The sequence below is a fragment of the Paenibacillus sp. FSL P4-0113 genome (assembly GCF_038009305.1).
GTDB lineage: Bacteria > Bacillota > Bacilli > Paenibacillales > Paenibacillaceae > Paenibacillus > Paenibacillus polymyxa_D.
This window is the reverse complement of the sequence record NZ_JBBPAZ010000001.1, coordinates 1,815,614-1,841,863: the sequence shown is the minus strand read 5'-3', so window position 1 is coordinate 1,841,863 and position 26,250 is coordinate 1,815,614. Positions and strand designations below refer to the sequence as shown.

Sequence of the window (26,250 nt, the reverse complement as noted above, 5' to 3'; positions counted from 1 at the left end):
TTCACTTTGTTTCGTGCAGGAATATTTGTCTCATGGTAGACGCAGTAAAAGATGATATATAATGAGGTTGGTTTGGATACAAAGTATGATATTTATGAAGCGGAGGCCTTGATAAGTGAAGCAGGACCGGAAAAAGCAGACAGGTTCCCACACCGGGACGAGTAAGGAGCATGAGGCTGACGAGCTGAACGAGCTGCTGCCCTTATGGCTCCACTCGTCGATCCGTGTCATGGATGTCCGGCATATTCGATTGGAGCCAGAAGAGTTGCTTCAACCGTATCGTCTTCCAGCGCAGGCTTTTGTATTTGTATTGCAGGGTAGCGTGCGTTTGGATGGTGATTGGAAGGATACGCCACATTCAGGGTACGTACTGCATGGCAGCAAAGGCTTTGAACTGAATATGAAACCCTCGCAATGTGGAATTGAATATATCCTTGTACTATATAAAGCGACTTCTCTATCGGGACATACGGTGTATAATCATCCTTCGATAGCTCATGGTTTTGTACCGCCTTATCCGGTTATACTGTATCAAAAGCTTCAACTACTGAAGTACGCATGGCAGGATCAAGAGGCGCTATCCAAGATTCAGGCTCAGGGTCGGTTCTATGATTTTGCATATGAATGTATGAGGCAATTGCAGGAACCGAAGGCTCGAACTTCTGCGCGGGGTATCGTGACACAGGCCATTCGATTTATGCAGGATTGTTACGCGGAGTCCATTACGCTGGAACGTTTGGCCGGATTATTGGAATGTAGTCCGCGGCACCTGACCCGGTTATTTAAAAAACAAACAGACTGTAGCCCGATTACGTACTTGATTCAACTGCGAATGGACAAGGCGAAGGAGCTTTTGCGGAAGACGGATGCCACTTTACAGGATATTGCTGTCAGTGTGGGGTACCCGGATGTCTATTTCTTTAGCCGAGCATTCAAAAAATATACTGGCGTATCCCCGGTTCACTATCGGGACAGCCTATATTCATCTGCTTTTATGGGAGATACAAGTCTAGATAATCCATTGAGCATGTCCGAATGTTCCATTGATTCGATAAGTGGCGCCCTGCATACTGGTATTGAGGATAATAATCATTATCAAAATTATGATGAAGGGATTTTACGAATGAATAGAAACGCAAAGCATTCCATGGCATTTATTTTATTGCTTAGTTTTACCCTGCTGCTCAGCGCGTGCTCAGACACATCCAGTCCTACGGCAACCGATGGTGCTTCGCAAGGGAACAATAATACATCAGCGGAACCAACATCACAGGAAAGGGTGCTGAAGGATGCACTCGGGCATGAGGTGAAGATTCCGGCTCAGCCTCAACGTGTGATCGCTTCTTATCTGGAGGATCATCTGGTGGCGTTGGGTGTTAAACCGGTAGCCCAATGGTCGGTGGGTAAAAATTCAGTTCAAGCTTACCTGCAAAAAGAACTGAAGGATGTTCCTACCATCGCTTCAGATCTTCCGTTTGAGGCGGTTCTGAACTTCAAGCCTGATTTGATCATTATGGACAGTGCGAGCATGGTGGAAGGCGACAAATATAATCAATACTCTAAAATTGCTCCAACCTACGTGGTAGGCAGTAATATGAACAATGATTGGCGTCAAGAGCTGCTGACCGTGGGTGAGGTGCTGAATAAGAGCAATGAAGCGAAGCAGGCATTGAGCAACTACGACCAAAAAGCAGCAGAGGCTAAAGCCAAGCTGAGTCAGACGGTGGGACAAAAAACTGCGGCGGCATTATGGGTAACGGATAAAAACGTGTATGTCGTAAACCAGAATCTATCCAGCGGTGATGTATTGTATAAGGATTTGGGATTCAAGATTCCACAAGTCGTACAGGAGATTTCCAAAACGGCTAAGGCGAACTGGAGTAATTTATCGCTGGAGAAGCTGGCCGAGCTGGATGCGGATTATGTCTTTATCGTGAACAGCAAAAACGTAAGTAAAGAAGATATTGTAAAAGATCCTGTATGGGCGGGAATTCCAGCCGTTAAAGAAGGCCATGTATACGATTTTGGCAAGGATTCCAGCTGGTTGTATACAGGTACAATTGCAAATAGTCAAATGATTGACGATGTTCTGAAAAATGTAACTAAGTAATGTAACTCAATAAACTAGATTATAATAAAACAGCGCTATTCTCACTTAACGGCAGAAGCCACAGTAGGAGAGCGCTGTTTTGTCTTTTTAATTCCGTATGAACTCTTGCCGTGCAACCCGGTTTTATAATAAAAGATGTCTGCATAGAGCAGACATCTGGTTTATTTTCTAAATTAAGCTTGCGGAGATACCAGGATTTTAACCTGATTTTTCTCTTTCAGGAGTCCTTCAAAACCTTGCTCAATCACTTCTTCGAGCTTAATGCGTTTGGTAACCAGCTTGTCGGCTGGGAAATATCCTTTTTCCATCAGGCTGATAACAGCCGGGAATACATCACGGTAGCCGATAATACCCGTCAGATTGCGTTCCTTCATGACAATATTGTTCGGTTTAATCGGAGCTTCTTTTTCAAAAATGCTGACGATCATGATTTGTCCGCTGATTTTAGTAGATTCAATAGCTTGAGTCAGCACAGGAGGTACTCCAGTGACTTCATAGGCTACATCTACGCCACCGTTGGTCCGTTTGTGCAGCTCTTGCACCACATCATAAGTCTTAGGATCAAGCACAATAGCACCCAACTCTTCAGCTTTAGCTTTACGCTCCTCAGAAAGCTCTACTGCATAAATCTCAGATGCGCCCGAAGCTTTCAACGCTTCAATAACCAGCAATCCGATAGGACCAGCGCCAAATACTACAGCTTTATCGCCGACTTTCAGTTGGCTTTGACGAACAGCATACAAAGCAACGGCCGAAGGCTCTACCAATGCGCCTTGCTCGAAAGATACGCTTTCTGGAATTTTGTGAACCATGTGCTCGTCAGCTGCGACATATTCAGAAAATCCACCGCCGCCGCCTGCCAGACCGAGGAAGCCCATTTTATCGCAAAGATTATATTTGCCTTGTTTACATGCATCACATTCTCCACATGCAAAAACCGGTTCTACAACGACACGGTCGCCAACCTGAATCTTGGTTACACCTTCGCCGATTTCGACGACTTGTCCAGAGAATTCATGTCCCATTACGATCGGCGCTTTTTCGCCAGTCAATGGATGCTGAGCATCTTGGGGAATAAAGATTGGTCCTGCTACATATTCGTGAAGATCACTTCCGCAAATGCCACACCATTCTACTTTGATTTTTACTTTTCCTGCCAGAGCGGTGGGTTGCTCAATGTTTTCCAATCGTAAGTCTTTTACTCCATGCCATCTCAATGCTTGCATGTTTGTCATCTCCTTGAAGAATATATGATCATTGCCTCTATAAAAGTGAATGAATTAGGAAACGTTTCCGAAAAATAATATGTCACAAATTTTACACATTGTCAAACCAAATTCATACAAAAAGCACTTGATTTTTTTGTGAATATAATCACTTGTGACTACAGTGCTATATTCGGCTCGTTGCTTTTATACAAAGAGATTTTGTGGATTTTTCAGGTGAAGCAAAGACAAGAAGAAAACGACTTCAAATTTTTAGACACTCATTCTGTGGTATAATATCAGTATTAAGACTTTATTTTAGAAAGTCAGAAAACGATTCCGTTCTTGAAAGGATTTTGGGCGTGACAGATCAAAAGAAAGTAACCATAGAGGATGTAGCCAAGCGGGCAGGAGTCGGTATTGCGACTGTCTCCAGAGCTATTAACGATAGTGAGGGCATCAGCCCGAGAACGAAAGCCTTGATTTTGCAAGTGATTGAAGAGATGGGGTTTACGCCCAACACCTCGGCTCAGAGCTTGAAAGTGCGTCAGACACGACAAATCGCGCTGGCCGTGCCGGACATTCGTAACGCGATTATTCCAGAAATCGCTTGGTCCGTAGAGCAGGCCGCCAAGCAGCATGGTTACCGTGTCGTGCAAATCAATACCGCCGGGAATGCCAGAATGGAGCTTGAAACAGTTCGTGAGGTCAAGAAGCTACATGTCGACGGGCTCATCATTATGCCGCTGGCGTATCCGAAAATGTTGGTAGATCTGATTAACAAAGCTAGCGTTCCCGTGTCCATTATTAACTATGGCAAGAAGCTGGGCGAAGATGTCAAAGCGGATATCGTCAGTCTGGCCCGGCAAGAGGGAAGACTCGTGATGGAGCATTTGCTTAAAATCGGCAGAACAAGAATTGCCTATGCAGGCGCTGCGAAGGACAAAATCGAGGAAAGATACTTCGCTTATGAGCAGTCTCTCCAGCATGTGGACCCTTCACTCGTTTATTTTGGTGATGATTTCTCCTTTGAGACAGGGTTGCGTGCTGCCGATTATTTTTACAGCTTGAAACATATGCCGGATGCTATTTATGCGGTTAATGATATGGTGGCGATAGGGATCGTCAATCGATTTAAGGATTTGGGCGTAAAAGTGCCGGATGAGGTTGCTGTAGTTGGTATTGATAACAATCTGTGGGCTATGGTAACGACTCCTCAGATCAGCTCAGTTTCCATCATGGGGGAAGAGGTGGCACGATTGGCTGCGGAGCTGCTGCTCAAGCGGATTCAGGAACAGACACCTGGGGATTATGAGCGTGTGCAATTCGAGCCTCGTCTGATCGTGAGGGAATCGAGCGTCTCCGTGATCCGTAAGCCTACGGTGGGACGTGACGCGTAAAAGTCTAGATGGAATCTTCCTTTGTTAGATGGATGAACGGTTGCAGGCGTAGCAAGATAGGAGTGGATTTTGGGCAATTATAACGACCATTGTTTGTTCAGACAGGAGAGTGGATTCATGTTAAAAGGGAATGGGTTCGTTTCTGCAGCTTGTACTGCACTAATGCTGGCTGTAACCATAGGGTGTACTCCCCAGCCAGTGGGACAGGATGCTGAAACTGTGGCGCCGTCCGGAGCAAACCATGGGGAGTCTAAGCAAACTGCAGCCGATACGCAGCATACCCAGCAAAGTAAAGAGGAGCTTGTGCTGTCCTTTTATAAGGATTCTTCCCTCAGTGATGAAGCAAAAGTACGTCATATAACGGACCATTTAGCAGGAATCCAATGGAGAAAGATGAACGAAAACAATGAACATCAAAGCCTGGAAATGATCGAATATTTGTATAGGCAGCGAGCTTTTATTCCATTGGAAAGTTTTCCAAATCTGATCCGAGCTTCTGAAGGATTGGATGGAGCTTTAAGCGAAAGCTATGCTGCCCTTATGGGAGATTTGTTTACAAGAGACAGAACTGCGATGACTCGAGCATTGGCAAATATGGATAAAACCAACCGCACACAAGGTATAGGAAGCATCGGGTATGCTCTCAGCTATAGAGAACCCAAGGAAGTCAAGAAAGAGATTCAACAATGGCAGGCAGGACAAAAGCTTACTACGGCAGAGAAGGATGTCATTCGAGCTTTGTTCGTCAAGCTGGATAATCCGTATTAATGCATGTATAGAGGAAATATTGAACAGCCGCGTCTCTACCGGAGGAGCGGCTGTTTGTGCTGTTTTTTTACATCCTGCCATCTATGATGGGATAAGCGTTAGTAGGACCATTGGTTTCATATGTTCATCTAACAACGTGCTCAAGTGGTCTGGTGATCCTGATCCGAGCGCAAGCGTTTGATATCACTAATTGGAGGCAGGCCGAACAAGCGGGCGTATTCGCGGCTGAATTGTGAGGGACTCTCGTAACCTACCTGAAAACCTACATCTGCCGCATCCGCTGATTCGGATAACAACAGGCGGCGGGACTCTTGTAGACGTAATTGTTTTTGATATTGCATGGGGCTCATAGCCGTAACCTCTTTAAAATGACGATGTAGTGACGAAGGACTCATATTCGCTAGTTTGGACAATTCTTCAATACGCAACGGCTTATCATAATCCTGCTTAATCCGCTTTATGACTTCTGCAATTCGGTTGGAATGGCTGCCGATCATGACCAGTTGTTTTAAGGATTCCCCCTGATTACCTTGTAAAATCCTATACAGTATCTCACGAATGACTAATGGAGCAAGCACCGGAACATCTTGCGGGTTTTCCAAAAGATGCACTAGCCTTACCACGGCATCCAGCAGTAGTGAGTTGGTTTGACTTACATACAAGCCTCGTCTGGAATCAGGCATGGGGCTTGTGGGAAAAGCAGATTCCTTGATCAGGTCCAAAACCTGATGCGGATCAAAATTGAGCCGGAGGCACAAATAAGGAGCTTCTGATGACGCTTGGATGACCTGCCCCGAGATCGGCAAATCCACCGACACAACAAGGTAGTCGGATGTGCCGTAATGGTAGCTTTCCTCTGCGAGCATCACGACTTTTCTGCCTTGTGCCACAATACATAAGGCAGGTTCATGGACTTGATGTACCGGAACGGTTGTATTTGAACTTCGGACGAAGTGAAGCGAAGGTATGGCTGTAGTGAGAACTCCGTCCTGATTTGAAAATCGTTCTATAAGCCTTGCCAATTCGGCTTGTTTTTCCATGGTAGAACCCTCTATTTTGGTTGCCCCCATCTTGACACATCCCTTCTTTCAACGTAGCCCGTTTTCATTTTCAGTAGTTTATTACATATTAAGGGTCTTTGGAGGATTAGGCAATAATTTGCTCTGATTCTTCTACCAGCCCGATGGACATTCCTCTCATAATAAGATGCAGATACAACACCTAATGAGCAATTGAGAAAAAAATAGAAGTGCAAAGGAGTGGGAGTCATGGAGAGTAACAAAGCGGAAAAAAGTGTACACGCTTCGCAGCATCCCTGTATAGGGATGTGGGTAACTGAAGACGGAAATATCCGTCACGAACTCTTGCCTAATGGCCGTTATGATGAAGCACGGGGTCAGAGGAAAAGTGCCTACACAGGCAGCTATATCATCGTAGAAGATGACTATATCGAGTATGTGGACGACACCGGATTTACGGCAGATGGCGAATTTAAAGATGATGTCTTGTATCATGCAGGGATGGTTTTTTACAGGGAAGAGAAAAAGTAATCTATTTTATCTTTTTTCAGTGACATTTTAAACTAGAGGAGGAATAAGCATGTTGGATATTAAAGGGAAAGTCGTAGCTATTACGGGGGCAAGCAGTGGGATCGGTGAAGCTACTGCCCGTTTACTTGCTCGCCATGGGGCTCATGTGATATTAGGGGCCAGACGCACAGAGCGACTGGAGGCTCTGACATCCGAGGTTCGTTCTAAAGGTGGATCGGCTGATTATCAGCAACTGGATGTGACGAAGAGGGACCAGATGGAAGCGTTCATTAACTACGCGGAAAAAACATTTGGGCGTGTGGATGTCATTTTGAACAATGCGGGAGTGATGCCTCTTTCAAAATTAGAGGCCCTGAAGGTAGAGGAATGGGATCGCATGATTGATGTAAATATACGAGGCGTTCTGCATGGGATTGCGGCAGGGCTTCCGATTATGAAAAAGCAAGGATTTGGTCAGTTTATCAATATCGCCTCTATTGGCGCGTATAGTGTAACCCCGACTGCAGCGGTGTATTGCGCTACAAAGTATGCGGTTCGGGCGATCTCTGAAGGATTGCGCTTGGAGGTGGGGGGAGATATTCGCGTGACGTTGGTATCGCCGGGAGTAACCGAATCTGAGCTTGCTGACAGTATTTCAGATGAAGAGGCCCGGCAAGGAATGAAAGAGTATCGTCGTATTTCGATTTCGCCTGATGCCATAGCCCGTTCCATTCTGTATGCCATGGAGCAGCCAGCGGATGTAGATGTTAATGAAATTATTGTCAGACCCACGGCAAGCCTGAATTAATGCCATGGCATCCACGACGTTTCTCCCTCTATACTCAGTTTTTTTTCCTCCATCCTTTATGGATGGGGGATTATTTATCGGATGAGAAAGACCATCATTCACACCTCAGAGTGTAAAAAAGCTGTACCTTTATAATAAACGGGTTTACTTTTACAAATGTTTGTGATAACTTTATTTCGACAAACATCGAAATTAAGACTGAAACAGAAGGGAGCCGAACAGGGTGAAAGATACAACGGAAATGCAACAAGCTGTAAAAATATATAAAGCACTTGGAGAACCAACTCGTCTCAAGATAGCACTTCTGCTAAAAGAGGAAAGTGGCCAATGCTGCTCTGTGCTGGGCGAGAAGCTGAACAGTGTAGCTATTTCAACGCTATCGCATCATCTGAAGCAAATGGCAGAGTCGGGGCTGCTCACATACCGTAAAGAGGGGACGTTTATCTATTACAGCTTGGATGTGGAAGCAGCGCAGAAATATGCCCCGTTCCTGATGACATAATTTTTTTTAGTCTTAATTTCGATATTTGTAAAAATATAAAAACAATATAAGAAAAGAGGCGTTATTTAAAAATGCAGAGCACGTGGAAAGTGTATATTTTGGCCATTGTTAGTTTTTTGGTAGGCACATCCGAATACATTATCTCAGGCATTTTGGATCAGATTGCGACAACCATGGGGATTACGGTGTCCGCAGCGGGACAGTTGATTACAGTCTTTTCTCTTGCTTACGCGATTGGCACGCCGATTCTGATGGCAGTAACCGCTAAATGGGACAGACGCAAGCTGCTCCTGAGTTCGCTCGGATTATTTGCAGTAGCTAATGCCCTCTCCTTTATTCTGCCGGGTTTTGGAATGTTTATCGCCGCACGTATTCTTATGGCCCTCGGGGCGGGGATGGTTGTGGTTACAGCACTGAGCATTGCTGCGAAGATTGCTCCAGCCGGCAAGCAGGCCAGTTCTATTGCTACAGTTACTATGGGTTTTACAGCCTCGCTGATTATCGGGGTGCCGCTTGGAAGAATGATATCTTCTGCATATGGCTGGAAAACCGTATTTCTCGGCATCGCTTTGACAGCGATTATTGCTTTGATCGTTATCGCTATGACAATCCCTCGCTTAAAAGGAGATCAACCGATTCCCTTACTACAGCAATTTGCTCTTCTGAAGAAGCCTGAAGTTGCTTTGGGATTGGCGATTACCTTCTTTTGGGGAGGGGGATATTTCCTCGCGTATACTTACATTTCACCGTACTTGCTGAATGTATCAGGTGTAGGGGATAATATGCTAAGCTCAGTATTACTTGCCTTCGGGATTGCCAGCCTGATCGGGTCGAAAATCGGTGGATACAGCGCAGATAAAAAGGGTATTTCCTTTACATTATTCGGGGGCATGGTGTTGCATGTCTTTTCCTTGCTTTTACTTCCTGTCGCCGCTCATTCCCTGATCGCAGTATTTGCTTTATTGATCCTTTGGTCGTTCGCTGCCTGGACAACTGGACCTACTCAACAATATAACTTGGTCACTCTTGTGCCTGAATCTTCCGGTGTGATGCTGAGTCTCAATCAGTCTACGATGCAGCTTGCCATGGCGGCCGGAGCCGGGATCGGTGGTGTAGTTGTAGGTCAGGTTTCGCTGGCTTCCATCACCTGGTTTGGAGCAGCAGGGGTCGTTATAGCTATTGTGGCTGTATATTTACTTTCACGAAGATCCTCAGTCCACACGGAATTGGGTGTTACGGAGTAAAGCTTATAGATAAGTGAAAAGGAGGCCCAGTGATGAAGGTGACATTGTGGTCTTCTTTGATTTTGAATGAACAATAATATGCTCTCTTGCAGTAGGAGGACTTATTCAAACGTAATATCAGTGATTTTGCCGGCTTCCTTAAAGCCGATATTTTTATAAACTTGATTGGAAACCGATAGCTCGGATACCATTCCGCTGGCAAAACCTTTCTTTCGTAAATTAGGCGGGGTATACACAGCATTAATGCGAGCATGTCTCGGCGAGCGGTGAGCAATATTAGCCATGGACACAGGCATGTTATTTACAATCCAAAGATACAAATTTCCTGTCCCGATGGTCTTCTCCGCAACCGATATTTGACTAACCGGATCAATAAAACTACCTAAAGCTTCTTCTGAAAAACCAGCTAGAAACTGGGCAACTAATTGTACATCCTCTGGGATGGATTGTCGGATCATTCCCTCAACGCCCGAGGGCTTTTTATATTTAGGACAGAAATAAGATTCCATGACCATATGGGTATGTACCTGAGCAGCATGACGACGTTGTGCGTAAGCATTTGCGAACTTCTCGGCTGTTTCGGCATCACCACATACACCTGATAGGGTGGTTCCTTTTAAATAACGTAAGAGTTCTCCTATATAGGTCAATTTATGATTATCTGTGATTTGTTGTGAGATCCATAACCAGGCCTTATGTCCGGGTGATTGAGCAAAGACCATATTTTTATCGGACGTTTTGAGGCATGTTGATCCTTCTGACTCACAAATTCGATGGATCAAATGGTATCGAACTTCATCAGCCAAAAATAGATTTTGATTTAATATATCGTCGTTTGGGACTAGTTGCTCAATGATGACTCTGCCTCCTAATGAGCTGTGACCTAAGCACTTGTAAAGTGCTATGAAGCTATGAAGATTCGGTTGTTATATCTACTAGGATTTAAACTTCCGCGCTATACGCTTCTTATTTTTTTGTCGCCAAATCCATCTTTCGATAAAGTTTTTTTCTTTTCTTTCCTGAAGTGTTTCCTTCATACCCTTAATAAGAAATTCGGATCTTCGCTTGTCGTTTCTGCTAATTTCACGTAGTTCCTCAATAAATTTATCGTCCATGTCCGCATCTCCGTTAGTTCAGGATTTTCCAAATTGCTAAGCTAGATTATACAGAACATATGTTCCTTTTTCAAGTCTGCATCGCTCTATTCAATCACATAACCATTTTTAGATGGATGCTGCGAGGCCCGCGCCAATCGGATGGTGAGGCATAAGATAAGTTGAAAGGAGGAATTACAACATGGACAACAAAGCATATGTATCTCAAACGTATCCACGACTTACAGTTTACAACGAAGAAAATTTTCGGGGTTCCAGGAGAGTATTCAGAGGAAACCTAGGCATTCGTAATACCGATAACATTCTCGACGGCATCGAAAGTCTGCGTTTCTTTTCTACCAGCAGCAATGCTACACTGGTACTCTTTACAGGCACGCGGTTTAGAGGTAACTTCCGTGTGTTTAGAGGCAATCGCAGCATCGCCGACCTGGATGATCTGATTCGTGGGAATGATGTGGAATCTATTATCTCTACCAATCAACGTTTGACGTTGCAACAAATCCGTAATATCCGCAGTAGCGGTAGACTTCCATCTGGCTACCGAATCATCTAACGGCCTTATTTCGACTTCATAACCATTTTACAAGACTGTTTCAGGAGCTTGCAACTTTCGGGCTTTTGGGACAGTCTCTCTATTTGCACACACGACCCACATATTTGAATGATGAGAGGAACTGTTTGGGAAAATGGGACCTTGTTAGTAGTCAACACCAACTCAATATTTATGAAAATAAATAAAGGAGGACATACGATATGCCCTCCTAATGACGTATATTGTATTTACTTCAGTTCCCAATTCGTTGCTTTGATCACGGCTGCATCTGCGTTCTTAAGATCTGTTTCGCCAGAAGCTAAGAGAGAACTCCATTGTTTCACACGATTCTTACCATTGGGAGGTTGGTTATAATCGTTGGTATCGACAACCAATGTACGCTTAGCATAGAAGCTAGTCATGAAATTCTTCTCATTCGTACTACTGCCTGAACGTGAGAGGATTCCTTCAAGACTACCTGAATCACCAGTAGCGCCTTGATTGAGTGCTGTGTCGACAAATGATCCAATCGTTAGAGCAGTATTAAATCCGCGTTTATGTGCTTGCTGTACACTATATTCGATATAGGTGTCATAGAACGTACGCCACATGGCTTCTCTCCAAGCTTCATTGTTTTGGAGAGCGTTGATCTTCTTCTTGATTACACTATCGCTATCGCTGAGCTTTAGAATCGAACCATTCATCTTCCCCTTTAGACCAGCACGTGTTAATCCACCTGCAATGGAAGGGTTGCTAGCTCCACTAGCAGCATCAAAAGCTTTAAATAAGTACGGGCCATCTGGTCCCGTATCATTTGAACCGCCTGTTGTTGCTCCAAAGATACCAATGGTGTACCCACGATTATCGCCGATATCTTCAGCATAGCCATAGAATTCAGTCCATTTCAAAGAATCTTGCTCTGGTTTGTTCACTAGCTTCATAATATTATCCCACTGCTCACCGTCGAGTCCTGTATTAGCCTTCAGGAACTGAAGTGTTGAAGGTGAGAAATTAGCATCATGGTCAATAGCTGTAACCGCTGCTTGGCTAGTAGCTTCTTCGCTGGTAAGGGATAATGGCTGTATACTAGCTTCATTTGAGTTGTCGAAGCCCTCATTTAAATCGATCGTTTTCTGCACCGGAGTCCCATTCTCTTCAGCAAAAGCCCTGCTAGGTGAAGAGCCGGACAAGCTAGAGAAAGAAGCGACTACAGTAAAGCTTAGCAAGATCATAAGGAACTTTATTTTATACATATAACTCCTCCTATAAAATGTAATTGTGAAAGGCTAAAAGCGTAGATTTCCATCTAACTCGAATGGATTTAGCAAGAGTATAGATAAGAAGCATAGGATTGAATAGAGCTTAAATAACCGTTTTCTTCAAAAATTATGATTTATATGTGAATAAATGGACCAAGTTGTTCCTAGATTCCTACAGACCATAAGTGCAAGAATGAGGACGAAACAAAGATAGCCTCTTGATAAAATGAGTTACATCACATATCAGGAGGCTATATTTATGAACAAAATCCAGCAGTTTCATGCACTTCACACATTAGAGGAACTTTTATTTTTAGGGAACGCCTGGGATCTGCTATCTGCGGTGGCTCTGGAGAAAGCAGGTTTTAAGGCGATAGGTACGACGAGTTGGGGGATTGCCAATACGCTTGGATTTTCAGATGGAGAGCTTATTGATTTTGACCAGCACGTAAGTATTATTCGGACGATTGTTGAGCATGTTCAGATTCCAGTGTCGGCAGATATTGAAGCAGGATATGGAGAGGACACGGCAACGATTGTTGAGCATGTTTTAAGGGTAGCCGATGTGGGAGTTGCAGGGATTAATATTGAGGATTCTTTGAAAATGCAAAAGGGACTTCGAGAAGTGGGTCTGCACAGTAACCTATTGTCCAAAATTAGAGCGGCCTTGGATGTGCGTGGGTTTCAAGCGTTTTTTATAAACGCAAGAACGGATACATATTTGCAGATGAATGCTCCACTTTCAGAGACCATAGAGCGGGCCAAAGCGTATGTGGATAGTGGTGCGAGCGGAATTTTTGTTCCAGGATTAAAGCGTGATGAAGAGATCAGGGAAGTTGTGTTTCATATCCATGCTCCGCTTAATGTTTTATCCCTGCCGGGTCTGACGAATGTCCACCAGCTTCAGCAGTTAGGAGTTAAACGGTTTAGCTTTGGAAATGCATTTTCTGATAAGATAATAGTTGCTTTGCAAAAGAATGCAGAACAGTTGATAGAGCTACAAGATACATCACATTTATATGAGGATTTTGTATATGAGGATTTTGCAAAATCCTTGAGCTAGATGAATATGAACTATAGAAAGGACGGAGCATTCGATCATGGCTAACCTTAGTCTTTCTTTTGAAGAAATGTGGGAGAAAATTATAGCGTGTGATCGTAAGTATGACGGGTTGTTTTTTACTGCTGTGAAAACAACCCGCATATACTGCCGACCTTCCTGTCGATCCAAAAAGCCGAAGAAAATAAATGTGGAGTTTTACTTTGATTTGGACAAAGTGGAAAAGGCGGGTTTTCGTGCTTGCAAAAGATGCCAGCCCCATACAGACCATTCGCCGTATAGCAGACTTGTGCAGAATGTGGTAACCCTTTTGGTTAATCATTACAAGGAAAAACTTGTATTGCAGGATATTGCGGATCATATCGGAATAAGCTCCTTTTACTTGGATCGGATCTTTAAACAGGAAACCGCCGAAACCCCGCGCACGTATTTGGAAAAAATAAGAGTAGATAAGGCAGTCTATCTTCTTAAAAGTACAAATCTTACGAATCTTGAGATTTGCTATGAGACGGGCTTCCAGAGTCCCTCCCATTTCTATAAGGCGTTTCGTAGCTTGAACCATTGTTCTCCTAGTGAGTATAGGAAGTTGAGTAGGGAATAGAAAAGGAAGGAGGTTGTATCCTTTTATGAGCGAACTATACGTAATGAAGTATGTATCGCCGATTGGAGAGATAGAGATACAGGGCACAAATGAGGCTGTCTATTCTATTATGTTCTCTAATCGGAATGAGCTCTTAACGAGGGCTATAGAAGAGGTTCCAATCCAAGTATTAGCGGAATGCACTACCCAGCTTGACGAGTATTTTAAAGGTGAGCGCTTTGAGTTTACGTTTCCTTATGCCTTTGAAGGTACGGATTTTCAGCAAAAAGTATGGAATGCTCTGGTGTCCGTGGGGTACGGTAAAACAACAGCTTATAAAGATATTGCTCTTGCTATTGGAAATGAAAAAGCGATCCGAGCCGTAGGCAGTGCTAATGGAAAAAATAAGCTGAGCATTGTGATTCCATGTCACCGAATTATCGGTTCCAATCAGAAACTAACGGGCTATGCAGGAGGGCTATGGAGAAAAGAATGGTTGCTCCAGCATGAGAAGCGTGGTCTGAGGTCCTAAGGAGGGTTCGTAGATGAGAGACATATATTTGAAAGAGTTTAAGCCGGAGAACTGGACAAATATGGTTCAGGTCTATCAGGAGTGGTATGCACAGGTAGATCCGGCTATAAGAGCAAAAGTGGCCAAAAGTAAAATTCCCAAGGAGATTCAGATTGTGCTGCTGCCCGATATGGGGGAGTATTTGCTGATTTGGATGGATCGAAAAGTCCCCGCACTCGGCAACGAAACACCGTCGGATTATTTGAAAAGCGAAGAAGGGACTAAAGCACTGAAGGCGGCTATATTACGTATGCCACGTTGAAGAAGCGGACCAAGGAGATACATATGAACATTGAACAGAGCGCGAATGATGGAAAAAGTGAGTTCCTATATCCATAACTGTAATCAGATGGAATGAACTTCATCTAACCCTATGCTATGATTTACCGACAAGAATATAGATTTAAAAGGGGAAATAAGAATGAAGCTCAAAAAAATGATGTTCCTACTTTCGTTTTTAACGATATTTGTAGGGTTGATCACTTTGTGCACAGAAAGTGTTCAGGCTGCCAATTCGACAGTATTCAAAGATGGAGATAAGCTTAAGCTTATTCTTGATGATGGTAATGGAGTAAACAGAGTGTTTAAATTTGATCTCCCGTTTACGATTAAGCCTGATACACCAATTCGTCTGTATAGCAACAACATTGAAATTCCTTCTGGTGACTTTACGATCGATTATGCCAACTCCACAATTACGATTGCGGATTCACGACCAGCACCTGGGCCAGGATCAGAAAATCATATAGAACTTCCTATAGCTATAACTATGAAAGGGACTGTGCAGTCAGTCGATGAATCTACAGTAACTCCACTTGCGGAGGAGCCAAAAGTAACGCAGCCTGAGGTGGAGACCAATATAAAAGAGATTCCCACTCCCAGTGAACCCAAAGTTGCTCAACCTGTGGATGAACCGAAAGTAATTGAACCGCAAGTAACCCAGCCGATCGAGGAGCCTAAAGTGGACCAAGCGGTTGATGAGTCACCGGAAATCCCTTTGTCTATCCCATCTGGAGAAAATTTTCCGGGTACATTTACAATCAACTCTTCAAGTACATCATTTTCAGTTCGTTTGAAGATGAAAAATATTCAACCCACGTACACTTCATATGTTATGGTCAAAAATGCGGATGCTCAATTAATTAAACGGATTCAGTTCGATCCGGAAACAACGTTTAGCTACCCTTTGAGTAACCTGAATTTATCTACAGGTGGATATTACTTTTATATCAAAATGATCGATCAGTCGGGAAATTCGGCAGCGTCTGTACCCCAATTTGTTCCTATAAATAATAACAAGGCTCAGCAGGTTGAGGTGTTTATAGACGGTAAACTGCAACAATATGAGCAGCCTGCGACCTCTATTAGCGGAAGTATGCTGGTGCCATTTCGTGCCGTTTTTGAGGCGCTTGGGGCGAAAGTGAAGTGGGATGGAGCTACCAAGACCGTTACTGCAACCAAAGGAAATACAACGATCAAGTTAACTGTAGGCTCCAGGGATGCCTATATCAACGGAAAATTAGTGCGTCTCAATGCGGCGCCAAGACTCATTAACGGCAAAGTAATGGTTCCTATTCGCTTTGTTAGTGAGGCGCTGGGTGCGAAGGTGAAGTGGAATATTGCAGCTCAGAGCGTTGTGATTTTCCTTGCTCCACCGCAGGTTTTGACAACTAGCGAAAGTGAACAATTAATGGAGGAAAATGAAGATGCTTCCGAATCACAATCCAATCCAACGATTCTGAAAAAGATATCCACCACCTTCTCCAAATCTACGGATATTGTGTTCGTCATAGATGTTACGAGTAGTATGACAGGGACGCTGGATTATGTGAGACAGAAGGTGAAAGGCTTTGTTGATTCCGTTCCAGCAGGTTCTCATTTTGCTGTCGTTGCATTTCGGGATATCAATCTGAAGGCAGATAAAGATTTAGAATTTTTGGAGTTTACGACCGATAAAAATAAGTTAAAAGGTAACTTGAATATGCTGCGCCCTTCCGCTGGCGGGGATTTGAAGGAATCGGGATTAGAGGCTATTCAGTTAGCTATAAGTAAATTTCCCAAAAATTCTAATTCCAAAACAATCATATTCATTACAGATGCACCAGTTCATGATAAGAATACAGCCCTGGGTAAAGCCCGTTTTTCAGTAGATGAAATTAACGAGCAATTACAGAAAAATGATGTTATTTTTAATGCAATCGTGCCTGCAAATGGACTAGCCAACAAACAAATGAAAAAGCTTGTAGATTCCAACGAAGGGACTTTGTATGATATCAAGGAGGCCAAGCTGAATTTGGCGAAGTAGGTTTGTCCAAACTCAATTAAAGCCGTTAAAGGGAGCCGATGCCAGGCTCCCTTTTGTTATCACAAGCGACCTGTGCTGAAAGAGTTCTAATGGGCTGAAAGCTCACTCTCCGTCACCCATTTATGATTTTTGACAGGCTCTCCTCCTGTAGTCGGCGTATAGTCTACCATATATACGGTCGTTGGCTCGGCGGAATCAATGGTAGCCTTAGCCCCATCCATCCCCTTCATATGATCTGCTGCAAGGATAACCTCTGTGCCCGGTGCATAGGGCTCGCTGCTTGCATCCTTAATCTCTTCATGAATAACCCACTTATGATTATTCACTTTTTCTCCTCCAGTGGTTGGTGTATAGGAGACTGTATAAGCAGTAGTCGTATAAGCACCCGCAATCGTGGCCGTAGCCCCATTCATGCCGGCCATATGGTCAGCTCGTATAGTCGCTTGACTACCAACTTTGAAGGCTGGATTTTCAGCTTTTTTTAGTTCGGCAGGAAGCTCACTGGAAGTGGAATGGTTCATATCTGATGTGTCGTGCTGTTGACCGCTGTTTGCCGTGTGCTCCTGGTTCGGCGCGTTACTGTTCCCGCACCCACTCAAAATCATCATGACTGTACCAGCGAGCAAAGCCCATTGCATTCTCATATTTAATAGCTCCTTTAGGGTTTTATTTTCATATTCAATTATACCCCTAGGGGGTATAATTGAAACGGAATAATATTACAAACTTGTGAAGTGTTTTTGCCTACAAGGGGATCGCCTGTTGTGATCCCTTATTTGTTATGCAGAAGATGCGTAATTAAATGTTGTTGACAGTGAATAAAAAATCATTGTAATATCTATAAAACGCATCAAGTTACTTGGTATTTTGAGCGACTGTAAACATTCTAACTCACCAAAAGTAGATGATATCAAGGAGCAGGGGGAGACATCAAATGAAGAAACCATGGATTTCATTTATATTGCTGCTGGGAGCAGTCGTGCTTTTTATTTCAGGCTGCGGCAGCAACAATACGTCGGGCAACGCTGCGGGTGAAGAAAAGAAAACACTGCATATTAGCTTTAATCCTGGTCCATATAGCGATCAGTTTAAGAATGGTGTGGCTCCATATTTGGAGAAGAAAGGCTATAAGATTACATATAAAGAGTTTACAGACGGTGTTCAGCCCAATGTAGCCGTGGCTAAGGGGGATATTGATGCTAATGTGTTTCAGCATTCGCTTTACCTGGATTCTATGAATAAGCGGGAGAATATTGATCTGATTGGTGCTGTACAGGTCCCGACTCCTCCAATGGGATTGTACTCCAGCAAGCATACCAGCCTTGACGAAATCGGCGATGGAGCCCAAATCAATCTGCCCAACGAGCCAGTCAATATGCTGCGTGCGCTGAATATTTTGAAGGAAGTAGGCTGGATTACGTTAAAGGACCATATTGATCCATTGCAAACCTCGGTGAACGACATCACCTCTAATCCGCATCATCTGCAATTTGTTGCTACCGATCCGGCACAGGGGCCACGTGTACTGAAGGATGTTGATTTTGCGGCTATACAAGGGAACTTTGCTGTATCGAATGGAATAAAGCTGACCTCGGCATTAAAGCTTGAAAATATGACAGATCCGTTCACGAACGTGGTCGCTGTGGACAGCAAGAACAAGGATAAGCCCTTCGTCAAAGACATTATTGAAGGATATCATTCAGATGAATTCCAAAAGTACATCCATTCGAACCCTGATTATGAAGGCTACAAGTTGCCAAGCTATTTCAAATAATATGGGGCATTATCTTCTGCGGGCTGACGTTGTCAGCCTGTATCTTATGGATAGAAGGTGGATATGAACGTGATTTTTTCATCCTCTGATCTCGTCAAGGCTCTGCCTGACAACTATTTTAGCGCAATAGATGACAAAGTGAATCTGTATAAAAGTAAAGGAATAGATGTAATTAATCTGGCAGCCGGCAACCCGGATCAGCCAACACCGGCGCATATTATCAGCGCTTTGAAGGAAGCGGTTGATCAACCGATCAATCAGGGCTATCCGCCTTTTCATGGAAAAAAAAGCACGCTGGAGGCTGTCGCCGCGTTCTATAAACGGGAGTATCAGGTGGAGCTGGATCCGGACCGGGAGATTGCCATATTCAACGGCTCAGCCATAGGCGTAATGGGGATTCCACAGGCGCTATTGAATCCAGGTGATTGGTTATTGACCACCGATCCGGCATATCCCCAATATTATTCCGCTGCTACGCTGGCAAGAGCCCATATTCATACGATTCCGCTTGATGAGAAGCATGGTTTCTTGCCTGATTATACAACCGTGCCGGAAGAAATTGCAGAGCAGGTCAAATTGCTTATGATTAATTATCCGAACAATCCGACTGGAGCCGTAGCTACTGCAGACTTTCTGACGAAGACGCTGGATTATGCCGCTCGGTATCAGTTTCCAGTTATGAATGATTTTGCTTACGGTGCTCTTGGATTTGACGGGCATAAGCCGATTAGTTTATTGCAAATCCCCGGCGGCAAGGAGTATGGCGTCGAGACGTATACAGCTTCCAAAACGTATAACATGGCTGGATGGCGCTTCGGCTTTGCGGTTGGAAATGCGTCCGTTATTGGTGCGCTCAAGCATTATCATACGCATGCCTACAGCACTGTTTTTGGCGCGGTACAGGATGCGGGAGCTGTCGCATTGCTGGGCACCCAGGAGCCAGTACAGGAGCTCGCGAAGTTATATGAGCGGCGCCGTAATGTTCTTATTGCAGCGTTACGAGGTATTGGCTGGGATGTAGCAGCTCCCCAAGGGTCTTTTTTTGCCTGGTTCAAGGTGCCGGAGGGGCATACATCGGCTTCCTTTGCAGACTTTTTATTGGACGGTGCGCACGTTGCGGTCGCTCCTGGAGAAGGCTTTGGTCGTGCAGGAGCTTCTTATGTGCGGGTCAGTCTGGTAAACAGTGAGGAAAGGCTGCTGGAGGCGGTGCAGCGTATCGCAGCGACGGGGGTTTTTCAAGTATAAGCCGGAATACAAGGAAGTTATTTTGCTGCAATCAGGAATTGGCAAAGCGAACGCTGCCTCGACTATGGCCCTGCTGATTGAGCGTTTTAGCCCAGAGCTTGTCATTAATACCGGGTCTGCGGGTGGGCTCGATCCAGCGCTGCTTGCTTTTGCGACAGAAGCGCTGGCGGAGACCAGGATTGAGGGGAAGATCGTCAAGGGTTTGATTGCGACGGCAGACTCCTTTATCTCCCATGCTGAGCGCGCCCATTTTATCCGCAGCCAGTTTGGTGTTCCATTTTTGGCTGCGGCCAATTCGGCCGCATTGGTTGTGGCTCTTGTAGCCGCATATGATAGAGACAAGCTTTGATATATTCAATGGCACTATTCAGGAACGTTTTTTCTTCGACTTGCCATGCTGGTTAATGAGAGTTCGAAGTTGTTTCCCGGCTTGGTTCAGCTCCATATCGTTCAACACATAGTCAGTGCTGACTTCCCAGGTGCTGTGGTCATTCAGATGAAAAATAAAGGCGGGAAAGCGAGGGCGCAGCCATTTGCGGATGGAGGCCCCTTCGAATTCGACTTTAGTGATTGCAGCCCACGGGACAGTTCGAATACCATCTGAAATGCTGTGCTCGTCAAAGATGAACAGGTAGGTATCCTTGCGAAGCGTTCTGCTCAAACAAACCACGAGATAGCTACCGAAAAAAGGAAGTCCGACAATGGCGGACGTAATAAAGAAGAAGATTTGTAGAGCTGAGATATCTTCGTCGATAAAAATGAGCAGCAGCAAAAACAGACAAATAAGCACAAACATCAAGCTGCCCATGGCTTTCCAAAATGCCAAAGATCTTCGATATACAATTTTATCCACGGAATACCGCCTCGTCGGGAACAAACGCCTGAATGAAATAAGTTATTCGTTCTCTCCAGTCAGCTTCGGTCACACTTTCAATTCGCAGACATGGAGTGGCCTGCATATTCAGTTCTGTATTTCTTACAATCCACATATCATTCATTCCTTTAAGAACAAATAGCAGATTTGTAACAGAAGGACCATCTTCATCCGTATCCGTGTATACCATTTGGCTCAAATTATCAAGGCTACACTGATTACGATCAAAGTCCTCCCGCCAGTCTTGTATCATTTGTTGAGCCGACTCATGAAGCTTCCACGTTGCCATTTGCTGCATGGTGAAGTTGGATGAGGTTAACTCATTCCACTGTTCTTCGGTCAGATCGACGTATCGGCTGTGCGCATTGAAGTTCGGAGCAGACAGGCCGAACAGTTGATCAATGTCGTGATGCCAGTCTTCTGGAGAAGACCAGCGAAAGAAATGGAGTTCATTGTGACTGGAGAAATGATACAGAAAACGTTCATTTCCATGGTGTATCGTTAACGTATTTTGCTTATCTTGTTGCTCCTTAAAGCCACGTAGCATCTGACGACTTTGTACCAGATGAGCTAAAATTTCAACAATGAACGCATCAAATTCGAGCTGTTGTTGCTCGTCATCCCGTTGTTCCATCAAACCCTTGGATATCATGCTATGCGTTGCGGCATGAAAAAGTAGTTCCCAGCGATCTTCGGTTAGTTCCCCGTAATAAGATTGGAGCAGACCAGAAGCCATATCTTCTGCGCCCAATGCGGTCAAGGCAAAACCTAGCTCCTCAAGCGTTAAAATTACCGTTTGTTTGTCCATAGTCAGGCTCCTTCTCCATCTGTTAGGTGTGTATATTATTTAAATAATTTGCTGGCCCAGCGTATCCCTTTTTCCGCAAATTTGGCGACTTTTCCGCCTGCCCAGCTTCCCACTGTACCGCCGACGTATGCCCCGACGGCTGCGCCGACCGGACCACCGATAGCACCGCCTATGGACCCCAAAACGACAGCGCCGCCATAAGTTGCGGCGGTTTTAATCGCTACGTTAGAGGCAGATACAGCTACATCCGTTCCGGTAAGCTTCCCGCTTTTCCATTTTCCAGCCAGACTGATGCCCTCGCCCACAATATTCATGGTGGCATTAATAGGGTAGAGCTTTTTGGCAATCATACCGGGAATTTGGCGGGTGGCTATGCCGTAACGTCCTTTTTCCACCCCGGCGATGACGTTCCGTGTCCACTGAGGAAAGCTGTTGGCTTTGTTGAATCCGAGGCCGAGCTTACCCATTTGAAGCTTTCCAGCTAATCGATCAAAGCCCTTTAACCCCTTCATCACAATACCGGGTTTGGCGAATTGGCGGTTTAGGCTTTTGCCCAAATTACGCATAAAAGCATTGTTACCCTTGCCTTTCACCCATGCCGCATTATGTATAACCGCTCGAGTGGGATTCTTCAGACTTTTCTTGAATTCTACTGTTTTGGTGAGCACAAGTGTGGAAGCCAGACCGCTATAGATCGCTGTTCCGGCAAATCCTAGTTGCCCGCGCCATTTGTTGGCCTCTGACAGGCTGTTAATGGCTATATCTGCTGGATCGGGTCCTTTTTTCCCGGAAGTTGCCCCTTCGCTGTTGCTGATCTGTCCGCTGTGATCTCCTTTGGTAATCCCCGTGTCTGCTTGGGTATCTGTTTCCTTAAATTTTACTGCAATGGAACGCAGCTCTGTGCTGACAGAACTGACAGTTTGAGTGAAAGCATCCATTTGTCCACGCGCTTTATGAAAATCCTGATAAAAGCGCTGCTGTGTTGTTCCTGCCCAGCTATTTTCCAACATCTGAATATGCTGTGACAGTTGTCCGCAAATTTGTGCCCCCAGCTCACGTGCCTGTGCGAACTGCCTGGAAACCGCTTCTAGTTTCTCAGGAGGAACCATAATTTTAGCCATGATGTCCACCTCGGATGATTAAAATAATTACTTATATTTTAGTGAATCCAGTGGGGGTTAGCAAAAAAAGGAGGGGGTTTTAGTGAAAAATAAGTCATTTGTATGAGTTCATGAGGGTGCATAAGGGAGAATAGTAGGAGGTGTATGATCCGAAGTTCTTATAGTCATTCATAACGAAACGAAAAAAGCCACTCTTTTCAAATGGAGCTTTCCATTAGAAAGAGAGGCCTTCTTGCGTAGAGACTAATACATATTTCGCGTCGGTTTAATTACTTAACGGAATCTGCTTGGACAGCTTTTCAAACTGCTGCAAGTGAGGAGTGACCTTGGCAGTAATACCTTTGAGATACTTAATGGACGCTTGTCTTTGGCGTTCTTTGGTAGCAGTCTCTTCAGGGAACATGGAGTATTCCTTTTGGACAGAGCCATTTTTATAATTTACGGAGAAGAGGTCTCCTTTTTGCCACCTTTGGACCAGATCTTGATTACTGTGTAAGATATTTATTATTTCATTGCTATTTTTATAAGTGAAGCTGTAGTCTGGATCGGCCACAGCGTGGATCACTTGGTAGCCGTTCTGTAATCCATTGTTCTGAAAAGTACCTACCTGGATCTCGTTCGAACGTACGGTTTCATCCATTTGCGTCACTTTTTCAGTCTGCGTACCCTTGCCGCTCATCGTGTCATTGCTCCATGTTCCGTTGTATACGACTTTATGATTCTGTCCATCTGCATCCGTGTATTGATTTGTATATTTTCCGGTACCTGATCGCTTGCCATTCACAAAATCACCCGAATACTGCTTATATTCGCTCCATTTGATCGTACCACGTCCGTTAGGCTGCCCATTCTCGACCTCTCCATAGTAAGTAGTCTGACCGGATAGCTGAAGCAATTCCTTGGTTGCAGCCGCATTCGCCGCAGGTGTACTTACAGACAGCGCTCCAGATATCAGCGATGCGGACACCATAATAGGCAGTGATAGAGCCTTCCCTTTTTGCCAAAGTTTTTGCATCATGAGTTCTCCCCTTTCGAAGCTTTGAATTTCTAAAAGTTAAGTTCAACAACCCAGCACCGTTTTTATACTATTTTGTGCTTGGTGATTTATAGTTTAATATATATTGAGAATTATAGGAAACTGTAAAGTGAAAACAGCTAGTTAGGAGAGAGATTCATGAATTTACCCGAACATGGGAGTGAGGATGTATCGAGCATCCTTGCCGTGGAGTTGGAACATGAGCCTGTCAAGACCATAAAAGGAATCCATCAAGTGGAGCCTGATGCTAATATCTATTGGCTGATTGATGTGGAATTTAGTGGTTTTACGTTGTCAGATGAGGATATTTTGCAATTGCTCAAAGGATATATCGTGTATGGGCATGTTCATGATTTACAGGTGTGGACTAGTGTGGGGCGCAGACCAGCAGGCGAATGCCATTTTGATAAAATTTGTGTTTGTATAGATATATTCGATAATGTAGAGATGCAGGTTTGTTTGGATGAAGCCAAGGTTGCAGACTTTATGAACACACTGCCAGCGCGTTTTCAGGAGAAGGGAACTGTTCATGTGCTTCCTCGAGAGGATGCTGCCCATGCACGTGCAAAAGCGGAAAAACTAAAAGCATTTACAGATCAGGAAGGTGAAAGGGAACACGCTGTCATGCTTAGGCTTGTAGCGGATCAAGGCCAATCTTACCGTGGAGCGGATATCTGGGATGTCATGCTGAGTCTCGGAATGGAGTGGGGAGATATGGACATTTTCCATGCGCACCATCACGGGACGGGAGGTTATGATGAACTATTTAGCGTACATACGGGAACCGAGCCTGGCTTTTTTTGGTTGAGTACACTCGCAGAGGATCGCTTTGCAGATTTAATTTTTAGTATGGATGGGGTGCGAACCGCGCAGCCGCAAACGGTGTTTGAGGCGATGTGGAAAAGTGCCGAATATGCACGCACCAGACTCGGCGGGACATTAGTGAATGAACAGGGTCTGCCAGCTGTGCCGGAAGATTATCTACATCAGATTCAAGAGATGGAAGATCGACTAAGAGAGTTTGGATTTAAAGCAGGCGAGGATGTTGTTCTGTTTCTATTCTAGATTAGAAAGGAGTGATTTCGTTGTCCAGCAACGCTATTGAAAAGCTAAGAACGATTCTAAAACGTAAAGCTACTATTTTTCATACAGGGGGTCGTAGACCGTCGGATTCCCTTGAACAAAGCTGGATTGGTAGAGTTACAGTGGCTTTGCCAACGGAGGAACGACCCATTGATGTACAGGGGAATGCTATGGCTCCGATCATGCAATTGTATTTGCCGGTCTTACCCTTTGTCCCTGAAGCTATGCGTAGCATCAAGCTGTTGACAGTCTTCCTGTCTCCCGATGTACTGGATCATGAGGACATGGAAGGGTATATGTGTATTCGTGAGTATACGTCGGTAGAGGATTTGGTCGAAAAAGATTTTGGTCCGTCATTTATGCAAATCAAAGCATTTCCGCTGTTCCCTGAACTCAAAGAGAATGATTATCCGGTCTGGGACGGTGATGACATCCCTGAGGAATACGGCGATGCCCTTAACCAAATGGACAAGGAGGAACCCGACTATTTTGAGGACATCGTAGAGGAAATATATGCGGTTCACAAAATCGGTGGCTATCCCAACTTTATTCAATCGGGCATTGACTTTGGCGAGGGCTATGAATTTGTATTTCAGATTGCTTCGGATGCCAAAGCTCAATTGAATATTGTGGATGGAGGCAGCTTTTATTTTGCCAAGCATCAGAATGACGGAGTCTGGCGGGGTTACTTTGATTTTTACTAATAGGCTCATTTAGAGAGCAGTCTGGAACCGATCGTTTTGTAGAGCATGGCAACCCTATATACTCGTAAGTTAGATACTATTGAAGTGGAGTGAAAAGATATGAATGTTTTAGGTCAGCTGGGATCTGCTATCCAGAGTAGTTTATTTATTCAATCCGAACTGAAGAAAGCTCATGCATTTATTCAGGAGCACGATCTGCCTGTAGAGCAGGTAGAACATGATTTTCACAAGCAGATCATCGTGCTGGAGCAATATACGGGAACTCGCGTTTTTCAGCGAGGGCTTGCTAAATACAAAGTAATCAATGTAATACTTATGATCATATCTGTGATCATATTGCTGGCAGCAGGCATCGTTGCGGCAATGGAATATTTACAACCCGAACGACATTTGCTGCAAGTGCTGGCGAATGCCATGTTTGACTATTGGGTTCCCTCTATTACTTTGCTCAGTGTTGTATTCGTGGGTGTGATCGTTCTCGCCATCGTTAGAACTGTTTATGCCAAACAATTACATACGCGCGTGCTAGATCGGGCCTGGCAGGCCATTTTCAATCATGTGGACAAATAAGGGCAGAGAGCAACTGTAGGAGATTGGCATAATAGCTGAAGGAGTGG

Annotated in this window: 28 protein-coding genes; 19 read left to right on the top strand and 9 right to left on the bottom strand. The window is 44.5% G+C overall.

Annotation, left to right across the window (positions count from 1 at the left end; translation table 11 throughout):
* Window positions 1-115: 115 nt before the first annotated feature.
* Window positions 116-2,110, top strand: coding sequence for an AraC family transcriptional regulator (locus MKX46_RS07725; protein WP_341071072.1), 1,995 nt, complete (start codon window positions 116-118; stop codon window positions 2,108-2,110).
* Between the two features lie 173 nt (window positions 2,111-2,283).
* Here MKX46_RS07725 and MKX46_RS07720 read toward each other — a convergent pair whose 3' ends face one another.
* Window positions 2,284-3,336: a 2,3-butanediol dehydrogenase gene (locus tag MKX46_RS07720; protein WP_341071071.1), complete on the bottom strand. Its 1,053-nt coding sequence runs from the start codon at window positions 3,334-3,336 to the stop codon at window positions 2,284-2,286.
* A gap of 341 nt (window positions 3,337-3,677) precedes the next feature.
* Here MKX46_RS07720 and MKX46_RS07715 point away from each other — a divergent pair, with 341 nt between their 5' ends.
* Together MKX46_RS07715 and MKX46_RS07710 are read left to right on the top strand one after the other, a co-directional pair.
* The gene (locus tag MKX46_RS07715; RefSeq protein WP_013311372.1) at window positions 3,678-4,715 is read left to right on the top strand and encodes a LacI family DNA-binding transcriptional regulator; all 1,038 of its coding nucleotides are present in this window, start codon (window positions 3,678-3,680) and stop codon (window positions 4,713-4,715) included.
* Window positions 4,716-4,832: 117 nt separating this feature from the next.
* Complete coding sequence (locus MKX46_RS07710; protein ID WP_341071070.1) at window positions 4,833-5,483, top strand: hypothetical protein; 651 nt, start codon at window positions 4,833-4,835, stop codon at window positions 5,481-5,483.
* 140 nt (window positions 5,484-5,623) lie between these two features.
* Here the strand turns inward: MKX46_RS07710 and MKX46_RS07705 are convergent, their stop codons facing one another.
* Entirely contained in the window at window positions 5,624-6,553 is a 930-nt protein-coding gene (locus tag MKX46_RS07705; protein WP_340886130.1) for an AraC family transcriptional regulator, read from the bottom strand.
* 198 nt (window positions 6,554-6,751) lie between these two features.
* Between MKX46_RS07705 and MKX46_RS07700 the strand changes: the two genes are divergently transcribed.
* The 4 genes from MKX46_RS07700 (at window position 6,752) to MKX46_RS07685 (ending at window position 9,566) form a co-directional block, all read left to right on the top strand.
* The gene (locus MKX46_RS07700; RefSeq protein ID WP_340932842.1) at window positions 6,752-7,033 is read left to right on the top strand and encodes an Atu4866 domain-containing protein; all 282 of its coding nucleotides are present in this window, start codon (window positions 6,752-6,754) and stop codon (window positions 7,031-7,033) included.
* A 49-nt stretch (window positions 7,034-7,082) separates the two neighbouring features.
* Window positions 7,083-7,820: an SDR family oxidoreductase gene (locus tag MKX46_RS07695; protein WP_341071069.1), complete on the top strand. Its 738-nt coding sequence runs from the start codon at window positions 7,083-7,085 to the stop codon at window positions 7,818-7,820.
* Between the two features lie 223 nt (window positions 7,821-8,043).
* Complete coding sequence (locus MKX46_RS07690; protein ID WP_029515545.1) at window positions 8,044-8,322, top strand: ArsR/SmtB family transcription factor; 279 nt, start codon at window positions 8,044-8,046, stop codon at window positions 8,320-8,322.
* Between the two features lie 71 nt (window positions 8,323-8,393).
* Complete coding sequence (locus MKX46_RS07685) at window positions 8,394-9,566, top strand: MFS transporter (protein ID WP_341071068.1); 1,173 nt, start codon at window positions 8,394-8,396, stop codon at window positions 9,564-9,566.
* Window positions 9,567-9,667: 101 nt separating this feature from the next.
* On the opposite strand, the gene MKX46_RS07680 is transcribed toward MKX46_RS07685, so the two are convergent.
* Window positions 9,668-10,348, bottom strand: coding sequence for a GNAT family N-acetyltransferase (locus tag MKX46_RS07680; RefSeq protein WP_341071067.1), 681 nt, complete (start codon window positions 10,346-10,348; stop codon window positions 9,668-9,670).
* 514 nt (window positions 10,349-10,862) lie between these two features.
* On the opposite strand from MKX46_RS07680, the gene MKX46_RS07675 reads away from it, so the two are divergent.
* Complete coding sequence (locus tag MKX46_RS07675) at window positions 10,863-11,234, top strand: hypothetical protein (RefSeq protein ID WP_029515541.1); 372 nt, start codon at window positions 10,863-10,865, stop codon at window positions 11,232-11,234.
* Window positions 11,235-11,461: 227 nt separating this feature from the next.
* Here MKX46_RS07675 and MKX46_RS07670 read toward each other — a convergent pair whose 3' ends face one another.
* Window positions 11,462-12,466, bottom strand: a complete 1,005-nt coding sequence (locus MKX46_RS07670) for a chitosanase (RefSeq protein ID WP_340932838.1) — start codon at window positions 12,464-12,466, stop codon at window positions 11,462-11,464.
* A 265-nt stretch (window positions 12,467-12,731) separates the two neighbouring features.
* Between MKX46_RS07670 and MKX46_RS07665 the strand changes: the two genes are divergently transcribed.
* The 5 genes from MKX46_RS07665 (at window position 12,732) to MKX46_RS07645 (ending at window position 16,988) form a co-directional block, all read left to right on the top strand.
* Complete coding sequence (locus MKX46_RS07665) at window positions 12,732-13,535, top strand: isocitrate lyase/PEP mutase family protein (protein WP_340932836.1); 804 nt, start codon at window positions 12,732-12,734, stop codon at window positions 13,533-13,535.
* 37 nt (window positions 13,536-13,572) lie between these two features.
* Window positions 13,573-14,133: a bifunctional transcriptional activator/DNA repair enzyme AdaA gene (locus MKX46_RS07660; RefSeq protein WP_341071066.1), complete on the top strand. Its 561-nt coding sequence runs from the start codon at window positions 13,573-13,575 to the stop codon at window positions 14,131-14,133.
* A gap of 25 nt (window positions 14,134-14,158) precedes the next feature.
* Window positions 14,159-14,644: a methylated-DNA--[protein]-cysteine S-methyltransferase gene (locus MKX46_RS07655; RefSeq protein ID WP_341071065.1), complete on the top strand. Its 486-nt coding sequence runs from the start codon at window positions 14,159-14,161 to the stop codon at window positions 14,642-14,644.
* Between the two features lie 13 nt (window positions 14,645-14,657).
* Window positions 14,658-14,945, top strand: a complete 288-nt coding sequence (locus MKX46_RS07650) for an antitoxin Xre/MbcA/ParS toxin-binding domain-containing protein (protein WP_341071064.1) — start codon at window positions 14,658-14,660, stop codon at window positions 14,943-14,945.
* Window positions 14,946-15,104: 159 nt separating this feature from the next.
* Window positions 15,105-16,988 carry a stalk domain-containing protein gene (locus tag MKX46_RS07645; RefSeq protein WP_029515536.1) on the top strand — a complete coding sequence of 628 codons (1,884 nt, stop codon included), beginning with the start codon at window positions 15,105-15,107 and terminating at the stop codon, window positions 16,986-16,988.
* Window positions 16,989-17,074: 86 nt separating this feature from the next.
* Here MKX46_RS07645 and MKX46_RS07640 read toward each other — a convergent pair whose 3' ends face one another.
* Window positions 17,075-17,632: a YdhK family protein gene (locus MKX46_RS07640; protein ID WP_318627446.1), complete on the bottom strand. Its 558-nt coding sequence runs from the start codon at window positions 17,630-17,632 to the stop codon at window positions 17,075-17,077.
* A gap of 290 nt (window positions 17,633-17,922) precedes the next feature.
* Between MKX46_RS07640 and MKX46_RS07635 the strand changes: the two genes are divergently transcribed.
* From MKX46_RS07635 to MKX46_RS07625, 3 genes are all read left to right on the top strand, one after another.
* Window positions 17,923-18,762, top strand: a complete 840-nt coding sequence (locus MKX46_RS07635; RefSeq protein ID WP_318627445.1) for a MetQ/NlpA family ABC transporter substrate-binding protein — start codon at window positions 17,923-17,925, stop codon at window positions 18,760-18,762.
* Between the two features lie 69 nt (window positions 18,763-18,831).
* The gene (locus tag MKX46_RS07630; RefSeq protein ID WP_029515533.1) at window positions 18,832-20,007 is read left to right on the top strand and encodes an aminotransferase class I/II-fold pyridoxal phosphate-dependent enzyme; all 1,176 of its coding nucleotides are present in this window, start codon (window positions 18,832-18,834) and stop codon (window positions 20,005-20,007) included.
* Between the two features lie 22 nt (window positions 20,008-20,029).
* A complete protein-coding gene (locus tag MKX46_RS07625; RefSeq protein ID WP_341071063.1) occupies window positions 20,030-20,356 on the top strand; it encodes a phosphorylase family protein in 327 nt (108 codons plus the stop codon).
* 18 nt (window positions 20,357-20,374) lie between these two features.
* On the opposite strand, the gene MKX46_RS07620 is transcribed toward MKX46_RS07625, so the two are convergent.
* The 4 genes from MKX46_RS07620 to MKX46_RS07605 form a co-directional block, all read right to left on the bottom strand.
* Window positions 20,375-20,860: a DUF5381 family protein gene (locus MKX46_RS07620; RefSeq protein WP_029515531.1), complete on the bottom strand. Its 486-nt coding sequence runs from the start codon at window positions 20,858-20,860 to the stop codon at window positions 20,375-20,377.
* Window positions 20,853-21,689: a hypothetical protein gene (locus tag MKX46_RS07615; protein WP_165149714.1), complete on the bottom strand. Its 837-nt coding sequence runs from the start codon at window positions 21,687-21,689 to the stop codon at window positions 20,853-20,855. The genes MKX46_RS07620 and MKX46_RS07615 overlap by 8 nt, the downstream gene beginning before the upstream one ends.
* A 35-nt stretch (window positions 21,690-21,724) precedes the next feature.
* Complete coding sequence (locus MKX46_RS07610; protein WP_241113381.1) at window positions 21,725-22,810, bottom strand: WXG100 family type VII secretion target; 1,086 nt, start codon at window positions 22,808-22,810, stop codon at window positions 21,725-21,727.
* 265 nt (window positions 22,811-23,075) lie between these two features.
* Complete coding sequence (locus tag MKX46_RS07605) at window positions 23,076-23,825, bottom strand: hypothetical protein (RefSeq protein ID WP_340933950.1); 750 nt, start codon at window positions 23,823-23,825, stop codon at window positions 23,076-23,078.
* A gap of 159 nt (window positions 23,826-23,984) precedes the next feature.
* Between MKX46_RS07605 and MKX46_RS07600 the strand changes: the two genes are divergently transcribed.
* From MKX46_RS07600 to MKX46_RS07590, 3 genes are all read left to right on the top strand, one after another.
* Window positions 23,985-24,911, top strand: a complete 927-nt coding sequence (locus MKX46_RS07600; protein WP_029515527.1) for a cell division protein ZipA C-terminal FtsZ-binding domain-containing protein — start codon at window positions 23,985-23,987, stop codon at window positions 24,909-24,911.
* A gap of 20 nt (window positions 24,912-24,931) precedes the next feature.
* On the top strand, window positions 24,932-25,633 hold the full coding sequence (locus tag MKX46_RS07595) for a DUF1963 domain-containing protein (protein ID WP_341071062.1): 702 nt from the start codon (window positions 24,932-24,934) through the stop codon (window positions 25,631-25,633).
* A 99-nt stretch (window positions 25,634-25,732) separates the two neighbouring features.
* Window positions 25,733-26,203, top strand: coding sequence for a DUF6097 family protein (locus tag MKX46_RS07590; protein ID WP_039274393.1), 471 nt, complete (start codon window positions 25,733-25,735; stop codon window positions 26,201-26,203).
* Window positions 26,204-26,250: the final 47 nt, after the last annotated feature.